The following is an 11,657-nucleotide window of genomic DNA, read 5'->3' on the forward strand; positions in this document are numbered from 1 at the left end:
AGATCGCCGTCACAATGTTGCGCGCTCGGCCCAGCGCCGCACCACTAAAGGCACGCAACCCGGCGCTGACCAGCCGCAACCCCTCACCCCGGGCCACCCCACGCCCCACCGCCACCGCGGTCCGCCCCAGCCGCGCCACGCTGACCACACCGCGTCCACCCGGAATCAGACCCAGCGAGTCCAGACCGAGTTGCCCCAACGACGCCTTACCCTGCGCGTACTTCGCCAACGTGTCCGCGAACACCACCGCACCCGCCACCAGCGCGATCGCCACCAACGCCAACCCGATCGGCCCGGAGACGAACAGCGCCACCACCCCGGCGACCATCGCCACATCCCGGCAGAGGTCGACGAAGCTGTCCCAGGACCGAAACGGCGCGGACACCGCATCCCAGGCTTTCTCATACCACGCCTTGTTCTTGATCCCGCTGTCCGCGAGCGCGTTCTCAATCCCCTGCGCGCAGCTCCGGGCCGCATCCCCCCGCAGCTCCGCCGCATCCAACGCCAACCGCCGCGCCCGCGCCCGATCCGCACTCGCCACCTGCCCCCGGGCGGCAGCCGCCCGAACCTGCCCGGCCACCGCCGCCGCATCCCACATCGCCGTCACCGCACCGATCGAACCGTCGGACAGCTCCGCCCGCGGCCACAGCAGCAACTCCCGATCCGGTGGCAGCAACGCCCGCACCTCCCCCAACGCCACCCGATAACGATCATCGGCGTCCAGGCCCTGGCGCAGCGCACCCCCCGCCCGGATCTTCGCCTCGGTCAGACCGTTCGCATAACCAAACAGCGCATCCCCACACCCCCGATAGGCACGAGCCAACCGGGCCAACCCGTCGGGTAACTCCACCAACGCCTCGGTGTAGGCAGCCGCGTAGTCACCGGCCATCGCCAGCTCGCCACCACTGCCCGCGATCGCCCGCAACCGCACGGTGTTGTGTTCGGCGAGCTCAGCCTGGCCTCGCAACCGGACGGCCATGCCCCGCACCGCATCCGGATCACCCGGAGTCGGATCACCCTCCAACCCCAGCACACCCCAGTCGCTCACCGCAGTCCTCCCTGTGCACCCGGGATTCCTCGATCGAGCGCCCGGTCAGCCGCCCGCCGATTGGCAGGACCATCTGCACTGAGAACGTATCGGGCAGACCGTACCATTTCCACCGGCATCCGTCTTCCACCGGCATCGGTTTCCACTGGCATCGGTTTCCGCTGGCGCCGGTCGACACGATCGGCACGAGTTTGTCGTCAGGTACGCCTATCCGGCCGAAAACCGTACCTAACGACAAACAAACGCCGATCACGATCTCCACGATCGGCCGCGCACGGCCGATCAGGGGAGTGTGACGGCGGAAAGGAAAGGACTCGGGGTGCCGTGCCAGAAGATGGCGAGCTCGTCGCGGGCCCGGGTCGCGGCCACGAAGAGCAGGGAGCGGTCGCGCGTCCGTTCCCGCTGGTAGCGCTTGGGGTCGGTCCTGGTACTGCTCGATGCCGCGACGCGGTACCAGCCCCGCACCCACTCCACCGATGATCATTTTTCGGTATTCGAGCCCCTTGAAGCGGTGCATCGTGCCCACGTGCACACCGTCATGCTGCTTCGGCCCGTCGGGGCCGATCTCGACGGCGGTGACGCCATCCTCGGAAAGCCGTTGAATGACCTCGCCGGCCAGCTGTCTGGTCGGTAGACACACCGCGATCGAGCCGTCGGTCATCGAGCCGTCGAGCGCAGTCCCCCAGGCCTGTACCTGCCGGCTGATCAGCTGCTGTTCCTCGGCCCAGGTGCCCACGCCGTGCAGCGCCGGGCGGCCACCGTGCAGCAACGAGCGGTATCCGGCAAGGTTCTCCTCGCCACCGTCCAGATCGTCATACGTCTCCCCGCTGAGCAGTTCCAACGCCGTGGCCAGGATCTGCCGCGTAGTGCGATAACTGAGAGTGAGTTTGGCCGAGCGTCCACGGATGTTGACCCCGAGGCTTCCCAGGGTGACGTAGTTGTCGTAGATGCGCTGGTGGGTGTCGCCGACGAGGAACATGTCGTCCGCCATGGCGGGGACCATGGCGCGCAGCATCTTCCAGTGCGCGGCGCTGAGGTCCTGCGCCTCGTCGACGACGATGTGCCGGTAGCGGTAGCGCGGGGTGGAGCCGGAGCTGCTCTCCCCGCTGACCTCCCGTTGGCCAAAAGTCCGCTGGATCTGCACCTCGCGGTCCAACTCCAGGCGTGCCGCGCGGCCGGCGAGCTGACGCCAGGTCCACACACCGTTGTCCTCAAGGCGCTTTTCGAACCGTTCGACGAGCCGCCAGACGGCGTCGCGGTCCTGGCGGGTGAGCGCACGGCCGCGGCCTGGTCGGCGTGCCTTGAAGTAGTCGGTCCGCGAGCTCAGTACCTGCCCGAGGATGACCTGTGACCATTCGCCGGCCAGAAACTCCGGCTCCCACCGTGTCTCACCCAGTTCGAACAGCATGGTCCGCCACTGGTCCACGGCGACCGTGTCATCGACTATCCGGCGACGGCTGTCGAGGCCGGCCTCTGCGACGATCCTGCTGGCGAGCTTGTCGATGTTGATGATGTCCACCCGGGCGACCAGTTCCGGCCCGGCCAGCGCCAGCAGCCGGGTGCGCAGGTCCGTGCGGAGCAAGGGGACGAGAAAGAGGTAGTCGGATGAAAAGGATCGCGACTACCCAGCCCATATTCGGTCCACCGGCATGACGTGCAGGCGGTCTTCGAAGCTGTAGGACCGTGCGCCCAGATAGAGAATCACGCCGGCCAGGAACGCGTCGCCCGTGGCGTCGCGGAGCTTGCGCAGCGGGGTGAAGTCCGAGCCGGGAACCCGGCCGGCTGCCTTGACCTCGAACGCGACCAGCATCCCGTCGTCGCGTTCGACGACGAGGTCGACTTCGTCGCCGTCTCGGGTACGCCAGTGGCCGGTCCCGCTGACCCAGTCGACCCAGGATGCTTGTTTGAGTAGTTCGCCGACCGCGAACGTCTCCAGCAGGTGCCCGAACTCGGTCAGCGCGGCCGGGCTGCGGGCGGCCAGCTTCTGCGGTGTCAGGCGCAGCAGCCGTGCCGTCACCCCGGAGTCCAATACGTGGATCTTTGGGGAGGCCGTGGACCGCGCGATGAGGGTGGTGCTCCAGGCTGGGAGGCGGTACAGCAGGAACACCGCTTCCAGCAGGCGGATGTAGCTGTCGGCGGTCTTGTGGTCGAGCCGGGTTCCCGTGGCCGCACTGGTGATGTTGAGGACTTGGGCGGTCTGGCCGGCGAGCCTCCCGAGTAGCGCCGGTAGGGCCGCGGCCTGGCGGATGTTGCTGAGTTCCTGGACGTCGCGTTCGAGGCTGAGGCGGATGTAGTCGTCGAGCCAGCGGCCCCGGGAGGCAACAGTGGCGCGGCCGAGCACCGGCGGGAAGCCGCCCGCGACGACTCTGTCGATGTACTGCTCGCGTGTGGTGGTCGACGGCGGGGCGCTGACGGCGTCGACCGGGTTGGTGAAAAGGTCTTCCAGCAGGTGTTCGCGGACCCCGGCGACCTCTCCCTGTGACAGCGGGTAGACGGGCAGTCGGTGCAGGCGGCCGGTGAGGGCTTGGGCAGCGCGGGGGAGCGCCTCGTGCCGCGCCGAGCCGGTCAGCACGAAGCGGCCGGGTCGGCCGTCCCGGTTGAGTTCGGCTTTGATCGCGTCGAGGACAAGCGGGACGTGCTGGTATTCATCGATGCATACCGGGGAGGGACCTGCGACGAACGTCCCCGGGTCCCTGGCGACCGCGTCGCGGACAGCGATGTCGTCCAGGTCGATGATTTCGGTTCCCGTGGTGGAGGCCAGGCCCCGGAGCAGGGTGGACTTGCCCACCGACCGGGGACCCTGGACGAGGATGACGGGTTCCTCGGCCATCCGGCTCTCGATGATGGGGAGCAAGCGCCGTTCGACGAGTCCCCGCAGTGGCGTACTCACGGCTCGATGATAGTTGACCTCCAGATCTGCCAGCTTTCCAGTTCCAGATCTGCCACAGGTCGACCTCCAGATTTGCCGACCATTTGGCTCCAGATCTGTCAGCCGCGTACGTCCGAATCAGGCAGGCTCTCCACCCGGAAGTGACGTCATGTGACGGGTAGGACAATTAGTTAGATAATTGGACCGATCCGCTGTCGCGGCAAATCGGTCGAAGGAACTGGATCTGGCCTCGAACCGCTCACCGAACCCTCGACACAGGTCGCGATCGGATACCGCACGATGGTAGAAATCGCGGCGCCCGCAGCGCGGGTTCGGGCCCTTGGCCACGACCCATCCCATTTGGAGCAGCCACAGGCAACAACCCATCCAGGATCATCCAATTTTGGGCGCGGAGAGCAACGACCCCACACCCGAGTTGTGAACATCTGTTCGATGGAGCAAGCTGGGTGAAGGTTGCCCCGGGGCGACCGTAACCAGCGGTCTGATCAGGGAGCACGTGTGGTGGACGAGTACGAACGGATCATCGCAGCGAGCCTGGCCGCCGAGGACATCCCAACCGAGCCTGACGAGGACAAGTTCGCCGAACTACTCCTCCTGGTCGCCGAGGAACTCGCCGGCGACCGCTTCGGAGGCATCGCAAAGGTCAACAAGGTGCTGTTCTTCGCGGAGTTCGCGCACGTCCGCCAGACCGGCCGCCCCATCACCGGAGTGCGGTACCAGAAGCTGCCCCACGGTCCCGCACCTCGCCCGCTCCGGCCGATCCGGGACCGGCTGGTCGCCTCCGGCGCGGCGGAGATGACGACCGAGACCGTACTCGGCCGCGAACAGCACCGTCTGCGCCCACTACGCCCCGCGGACCGGTCCCGGTTCTCCGACACCGAACTGACCGCCGTCAAGGACGCCGTCGCCGTGCTCTACGGACGCACCGCCCGTGAGGCCACCGACCTCTCCGGCGAGGAACCCGGCTGGCGGATCGTCGACGAAGGCGAGGACATCCCTTATGCCACCGCTTACCTCGCCCCCGGCGACCAGCGCACCAGCCCCCGAATACAGGCCCGCGCCCGCGAGATCGCCGACGACTACGCGCGCCAGGGCCGTCCAGCCCGGTGACGCGCCTCACGGTCACATACGGCCGGTCGTTCCTTGCGGCGGCACGAGCCGCCTACCCGCTGGCACGGAGCTTGACCTACAGCGGCCCGAACTACGAGGAGTTCATGACCGGCCCCGTCCTCGCGGCCCGTATCCAGTTCGAACGGGACTGGGACACCCTTTTACCCGAGGCCGGCGACGCGGTCCGCAAAGTCTTCCTCGCTCCTAGCAGGGAGTTCGGACCGATCATCGTTTACGGGTACCTGACGGCTCCCGACCAGGTCGAGATCGTTTCATTCGAGGAAGACACCGAGTTCTGGGCAATGATCCAGGGAGACCCGGACGGCTGACGTCCACGATCGCCAGGCACCTCGACGGCTACTCACAGGCAGCTCAAACTGACACTGAGCAAGCGGCGGTGTGGGGCCACCATGGCTCATGTTGCCCTTGATATGGCACCGGAGTTGATGCCATAGTGGTGCCATGGACCTCCGACTGTACGTCGAGAACATCCAAGGCCAGCTTGCGGTCGCCGCCGAGGCCGGGGGTGATGACGCTCGTGCGCTTGCTGAACGCCTTGTGGCACCCCTGGACTCGGCTATCCGACTCACGTTGCAGGACGCGCTGGCGGCTGCGGCGGAGGAGATCACCTGCGAGCTCGCGCCGGGTTCGGTCGAGCTGCGCCTGCGCGGAGGCGACCTCGAGTTCGTGGTGACACCACCGCCGGTCGACCCGTCCGTCGACGACCTGCCGGGTGACGGTGACACGACGCCGACCGGCCGGCCGGTGACGGGCGTCGCGCCGCCGGCTTCCGTCGAGGGCGACGAGGGCGGGATCTCGCGGATCAACCTGCGCATGGCTGATCACCTCAAGGCTCGGATCGAGCAGGCCGCGAGCGGCGAAGGGCTGTCGGTCAACGCCTGGCTCGTGCGCGCGGCTGCCGCCGCGTTGGAACGAACCGACCCCAACCGTCGAGACGAACGACGCGCCCCGCGGGGCGCTGCGCGCTACACGGGCTGGGCGCGCTAACCGAACCGCGCCGAACCGCGCCGCGCCGCGCCGCGCCGCGCCAGGAAATGCCACATCACGACCCGTGGTGGTCGGGGTGCCCGCCAACCCATCAGAAGGACTGCCATGCCTACTTTCGACGCTCCCGAACCCATCTCCGTCACCGTGGAGCTCGCCGTCGGTGACATCCGGATCGTGGCGAGTGACCGCACCGACACCGTCGTCGAGGTGCGCCCGAGCGACGGTGCCAAGAAGTCCGATGTGGCCGCCGCCGAGCAGACTCGGGTCGAGTACGCCAACGGCATGCTGCTGATCAAAGCGCCGAGGGGATGGCGGCAGCACACCTTTCGCGGAGGCGGCGAGTCGATCGATGTGCAGATCGACCTGCCGGCGGGCTCCCATGTGCGAGCTGCGGCAGGGGTAGCGACGTTGCACTGCACCGGTCGCCTCGGCGAATGCCGCTACAAGACCGGCATCGGAGACATCCACGTCGATCAGGCAGGCGCGGTGGAGCTCAGGACCGGCAGTGGTGATATCGGCGTGGGCCGGGCGGTCGGCCACACCGCGGTCACCACGGGCTCCGGCAGCGTGCGGATCGGCAGCATCGACAGCACAGCTGTGATCAAAAACTCCAACGGAGACACGTGGATCGGCGAGGTCGCCAGCGACCTTCGGGTGAGCGCCGCCAACGGCGACATCGTTGTCAACCACGCGCACGCGACGGTTGCGGCCAAAACCGCTAAAGGCGACGTCCGCATCGGCGAGGTGGCACGGGGTGCCATTCTCACCCAAACCGCCTACGGCACGGTCGACATCGGAATCCTCGACGGAGTCGCCGCCTGGCTTGACCTCAATACGAGCTACGGCAACGTGCAGAACGACCTGGACGCCGCCGACCGTCCCGAACCCGGCGAGGACGCGGTCGAGGTACGCGCCCGTACCGCCTACGGCGACATCACCATCCACCGCTCCATGGATGTTGGTCGATGCGTGCGATGATCCAGAAAGTGGCCTGCAGGGCGGAGGAGGTCCATCCGACACGCCCAGAGCGCCGGGCAGGTCGTCCACCGTAGACAAAGGCCGATTGGCTACGATTACCCCATCCGGGGGAAAGATGACGACCTGTACCTTCGGGAGTCCTCGGCGGTCGCCATTGGGAGCAGCAGGGTTGTGCCGGTAGACCGTGATCGTGTGGAACGGGCCTTACCCGACCGCTATGAACTGCGCGGCCGGCTCGGCGATGGCGGTTTCGGCGATGTCTTCCAGGCGTTGGACCGTCGGTTGGATCGGCTGGTCGCGGTCAAAGCGGTACTGGTGAAGGGTACGGACGGGCTTCGACTCGCCGGTGACGAAGCGAAGATCCTGGCCCAGCTGAATCACCCGCACCTGGTCAACGTCTTCGACGCGGTCGATGTCGATGACCTCTTCCTGTTGTTCATGGAGTTCGTCGCCGGTAAGTCGCTGGACACCGTCAGCCGCAGCCTCTCACCGGAGACGGTGTGCGGGATCGGCCTGGCCGCCGCGGACGCGTTGGCCTATGTGCACGGCAGGCAACTGCTGCACCGCGACATCAAGCCGGCGAACCTTCTCCTCGCCGACGACGGCACCCTGAAGATTGTCGACTTCGGGATCGCGAAACTGCTGGAACACACCGCCGCGTTCGGTAGCACCGGGACGCCGTTCTGGATGGCACCCGAGCAACGCAACTTCGCCGCGCTCGGCCCGGGTACGGATCTGTACTCCCTGGGGCTGGTGCTGTACTCGTTGTTCACCGGGCAGCTGCCGGCACGTCCCCGCGTCGGGCCGCTGACCGGTGTGCACCCGGCGCTGGCCGGGGTGGTCATGCGGGCGGTGGACGAGGACATCGACGCGCGCTACCCGTCTGCGCAGGAATTCGCGGTCGCGCTGGCCGAGGCTGCCGCGGAGGTGTTCGCCCCCGGCTGGCTCACACGCAGCGGTCTGATCCTGCGGGTGGACGAGGCGATCCGGGAGGCGGCCACCCGCGTGGCGTCCGCACCAATCCAGCCGAACCAGCCGAACCAGCCGAACCAGCCGACCCCTCGATGTGAGGATGCTGTCGGCCCGCTCCCCCGAGATGGTGTTGAAGATCGGCCGAAGGCGCCATCCGGTCAACCCGGTCCGGCGGCCCCGGGAAGCCTCGGTCACGACGAGAACCAGTCTCGCTCAGCCGGCAGCGACGCGGAGCTCTCCAAGATTACCGTGTCCCGCGACCGCGACGCGGACTCCCCAGCAGGAGCCATCGCCATCGCACACCGCAGTCGCAAGCCCCTGCTTATCGGTGTCGGTGTCCTTCTGACAGCTCTGACAGTGCTTCTTGTCGTCGTGACGATCGTCGTTACGCCAAGCAGATCGAGCAGATCGAGCAGATCCAGCGGATCCAGCTCTCCGATGATCGTTACGGTGGCCGGCGCCGAATTGTTCACGGGTGACGGCGGGTCAGCCGCCCACGCCCAACTCGCGGGCCCGTCCGGGGTGGCGGTCGACAGCACCGGCACCCTCTACATCGCCGATCCGGACAGCAACCGGGTACGCCGGGTCGACACCAACGGAACAATCACCACGGTGGCCGGCACCGGCACCCCCGGATTCACCGGCGACGGCGGGCCGGCTGCCCACGCCCAACTCACGTATCCGACCGCGGTGGCAGCCGAGCGCACCGGCACCCTCTACATCGCCGACCAGAACAACCAGCGGATACGCCGGATCGGCACCGACGGAACAATCAGCACCGTCGCCGGCACCGGCACCGGCACCCATGGGTTCGCCGGTGCCGGCGAGGATGGCGGAGACGGCGGAGACGGCGGGCCAGCCACCCACGCCCAACTCGCGGGTCCGTCCGGCGTGGCGGTCGACAACACCGGCACGCTCTACATCGCCGACTCGGACAACCATCGGGTGCGCCGGGTCGGCACCGATGGAATAATCAGCACTATCGCCGGTATCGGCACCTACGGGTTTTCCGGGGACGGCGGGCCAGCCACCCACGCCCAACTCTCGAATCCGACCGGGGTAACCGTCGACAACACCGGCACCCTCTACATCGCAGACCAGAACAACCATCGAATCCGCCGGGTCAGCACCAACGGAACAATCACCACCGTCACAGGCACCGGCACCTATGGCTTCGCCGGCGACAGCGGGCCGGCCACCCACGCCCAACTCGCATATCCAACCGGGGTGACCGTCGACAACACCGGCACCCTCTACATCGCCGACCGGAACAGCAAGCGAGTGCGCAGGGTCGGTACCGACGGCACAATCACCACCGTGGCCGGCACCGGCACCTACGGGTTCGCCGGGGACGGCGGGCCAGCCACCGACGCCCAACTCGCATATCCGACCGGGGTCGCAGTCGACAACACCGGCACCCTCTACATCGCAGACCAGAACAACCAGCGAATCCGCCGGGTCAGCACCGACGGAACAATCACCACCGTCGCAGGCACCGGCACCTACGGGTTCGCCGGAGACGGCGGGCCGGCCACCCACGCCCAACTCACGCATCCGAGCGGGGTTGCAGTCGACAACACCGGCACCCTCTACATCGCCGACCAGAACAGCAACTGCGTGCGCCGGATCGGCACCGACGGAAGAATCACCACAGTCGCCGGCACCGGGACCTTCGGGTATTCCGGGGACGGCGGGCCAGCCACCCACGCCCAACTCGCGCACCCCACCGCGGTGGCGGTCGACAACACCGGCACCCTCTACATCGCCGACCAGTTCAGCCGGATACGCAAAGTCGGCACCGACGGCACAATCACCACCGTGGCCGGCACCGGGATCTTCGGGTATTCCGGGGACGGCGGGCCAGCCACCCACGCCCAACTCGCATATCCAACCGGGGTGACCGTCGACAACACCGGCACCCTCTACATCGCCGACCAGAACAACCAGCGAATCCGCCGGGTCAGCACCGACGGAACAATCACCACCGTCGCAGGCACCGGCACCTACGGGTTCGCCGGAGACGGCGGGCCGGCTGCACACGCCCAACTCGCATATCCAACCGGGGTGGCAGTCGACAACACCGGCACCCTCTACATCGCAGATGGGAATAGCAACCGGGTACGCCGGATCGGCACCGACGGAACAATCACCACCGTGGCCGGCACCGGCACCTACGGGTATTCCGGGGACGGCGGCCCAGCCATCCACGCCCAACTCGCGCATCCAACCGGGGTGGCAGTCGACAACACCGGCACCCTCTACATCGCCGACCAGTACAACAACTGCGTGCGCCGGATCGGCACCGACGGAACAATCACCACCGTCGCCGGCACCGGCACCGGCACCCCCGGGTATTCCGGGGACGGCGGCCCAGCCACCCACGCCCAACTCGCACATCCAACCGGGGTCGCAGTCGACAACACCGGCACCCTCTACATCGCCGACCAGAACAGCAACCGCGTGCGCCGGGTCAGCACCGATGGCCATTAGCGCATTGGCCCGCCGATGTCGGTGAACGTCCGCCGTGTCGGCATGACCTGGGCTCACCGTCCGCCGGTGGCCGTGCTCGTCCACCAACGTCCGCTGGCTTGGGTACAGCAATGGGTACACGGGGACGGATCAGAGCGTGCCGCTGGAATCCACGTTACGAGCGTCGGTACCCGCCGTCGTTTCCCGTCCCACCCCAATGCTCATCGGTGCGACGAGCACATGGCGGACAGGACCAAGCGAGGCTCCAACAGCTCCCGTCCGCCCATGGGATAGCCCGTAGCACGACGTAGCATCTCGTAGCAGTATCGACCAGAATTATAAACATGTCGCAGCCTGTCTCGCATGAGATCACCCAACGAGAGCTCCGAAACGACTCCGGCGCGATCCTGCGCGCTGTCGAGCACGGTGAGACGTTCGTCGTCACGCGGAACGGCAGCCCGATCGCCGAGTTGGTTCCGCTCCGACGGCGGACCTTTGTCCCTGCTGCACAGGTTCTCGCCATGTTCGCCCACGAGGCGCCGCTCGACTCCGACCGGTTCTTCGCCGGCCTCGACGCCGTTGTCAACCAAGCGTTGCTTGATGACTGATTGCCACAGTCGAGGGCTGCTCGACACGAACGTGATCGTCCATCTTTCCCGCGTGGACCCCGACGAACTGCCGATCGAAACCGCGATCAGTTCAATCACCCTCGCGGAACTGACAGCCGGTCCACACACCACGAGCGACCCCGTTGAACGTGCGGCCAGGATCGGACGCCTGCAAAGAACGGAGGCGACCTACGACCCACTACCATTCGACGCAGAAGCCGCACGCCACTACGGTCCCGTGTACGCGGCCGTACTCGCCGCGAACCGGACACCGCGGCGCCGTCTTGCGGACCTACTGATCGCTCGTGTGGCCGTTGCCAACAACCTTCCGCTGTACACAATCAACCCTGACGACTTCACCGGCCTTGAAAGGCTTGTCCGCGTCGTGCCCGTCACCCGTCCACGATAGTTAAGGTCCACTTGACCGGCCGAGGTACATACCTTCAAGATCCGGGAGATCCGGGAGATCCGGGTGGAACAGTGCCTAACCCAGGTCGCGCGGATCCCGTCCGGAAGCATTCCACAGGTTATGATCGGCGCGAGTTTGTCGTTGTGTACGATTTTTGACCAAAAA

8 protein-coding genes and 2 pseudogenes are annotated in these 11,657 nt (G+C 67.0%); 7 read left to right on the top strand and 3 right to left on the bottom strand.

Annotated features, from left to right (window positions below):
* From U9983_RS21105 to U9983_RS21115, 3 genes and pseudogenes are all read right to left on the bottom strand, one after another.
* Positions 1-1,048: pseudogene (locus U9983_RS21105) on the bottom strand (type IV secretion protein Rhs); the annotation flags it as partial.
* Positions 1,049-1,330: 282 nt separating this feature from the next.
* A pseudogene (locus U9983_RS21110) lies at positions 1,331-2,627 on the bottom strand (UvrD-helicase domain-containing protein); the annotation flags it as partial.
* Positions 2,628-2,669: 42 nt separating this feature from the next.
* Entirely contained in the window at positions 2,670-3,938 is a 1,269-nt protein-coding gene (locus U9983_RS21115; protein ID WP_322755680.1) for an ATP-binding protein, read from the bottom strand.
* A gap of 498 nt (positions 3,939-4,436) precedes the next feature.
* Between U9983_RS21115 and U9983_RS21120 the strand changes: the two genes are divergently transcribed.
* The 7 genes from U9983_RS21120 (at position 4,437) to U9983_RS21150 (ending at position 11,492) form a co-directional block, all read left to right on the top strand.
* Positions 4,437-5,048: a Panacea domain-containing protein gene (locus U9983_RS21120; RefSeq protein ID WP_322755681.1), complete on the top strand. Its 612-nt coding sequence runs from the start codon at positions 4,437-4,439 to the stop codon at positions 5,046-5,048.
* Positions 5,045-5,377 (top strand): hypothetical protein, encoded by a 333-nt coding sequence (locus tag U9983_RS21125; protein WP_322755682.1) that lies wholly within the window; start codon positions 5,045-5,047, stop codon positions 5,375-5,377. The genes U9983_RS21120 and U9983_RS21125 overlap by 4 nt, the downstream gene beginning before the upstream one ends.
* Before the next feature lie 133 nt (positions 5,378-5,510).
* The gene (locus U9983_RS21130; protein ID WP_322755683.1) at positions 5,511-6,056 is read left to right on the top strand and encodes a hypothetical protein; all 546 of its coding nucleotides are present in this window, start codon (positions 5,511-5,513) and stop codon (positions 6,054-6,056) included.
* Between the two features lie 105 nt (positions 6,057-6,161).
* A complete protein-coding gene (locus U9983_RS21135) occupies positions 6,162-7,034 on the top strand; it encodes a DUF4097 family beta strand repeat-containing protein (RefSeq protein ID WP_322755684.1) in 873 nt (290 codons plus the stop codon).
* Positions 7,035-7,226: 192 nt separating this feature from the next.
* Positions 7,227-10,496 carry a protein kinase domain-containing protein gene (locus U9983_RS21140; protein ID WP_322755685.1) on the top strand — a complete coding sequence of 1,090 codons (3,270 nt, stop codon included), beginning with the start codon at positions 7,227-7,229 and terminating at the stop codon, positions 10,494-10,496.
* A 323-nt stretch (positions 10,497-10,819) separates the two neighbouring features.
* On the top strand, positions 10,820-11,083 hold the full coding sequence (locus tag U9983_RS21145; protein WP_322755686.1) for a type II toxin-antitoxin system prevent-host-death family antitoxin: 264 nt from the start codon (positions 10,820-10,822) through the stop codon (positions 11,081-11,083).
* Complete coding sequence (locus tag U9983_RS21150) at positions 11,076-11,492, top strand: type II toxin-antitoxin system VapC family toxin (protein WP_322755687.1); 417 nt, start codon at positions 11,076-11,078, stop codon at positions 11,490-11,492. Before U9983_RS21145 ends, U9983_RS21150 begins: the two co-directional genes overlap by 8 nt.
* The last annotated feature ends 165 nt before the right edge of the window (positions 11,493-11,657 follow it).

It is taken from the genome of Protofrankia sp. Cas3 (assembly GCF_963555955.1).
Lineage (GTDB): Bacteria > Actinomycetota > Actinomycetes > Frankiales > Frankiaceae > Protofrankia.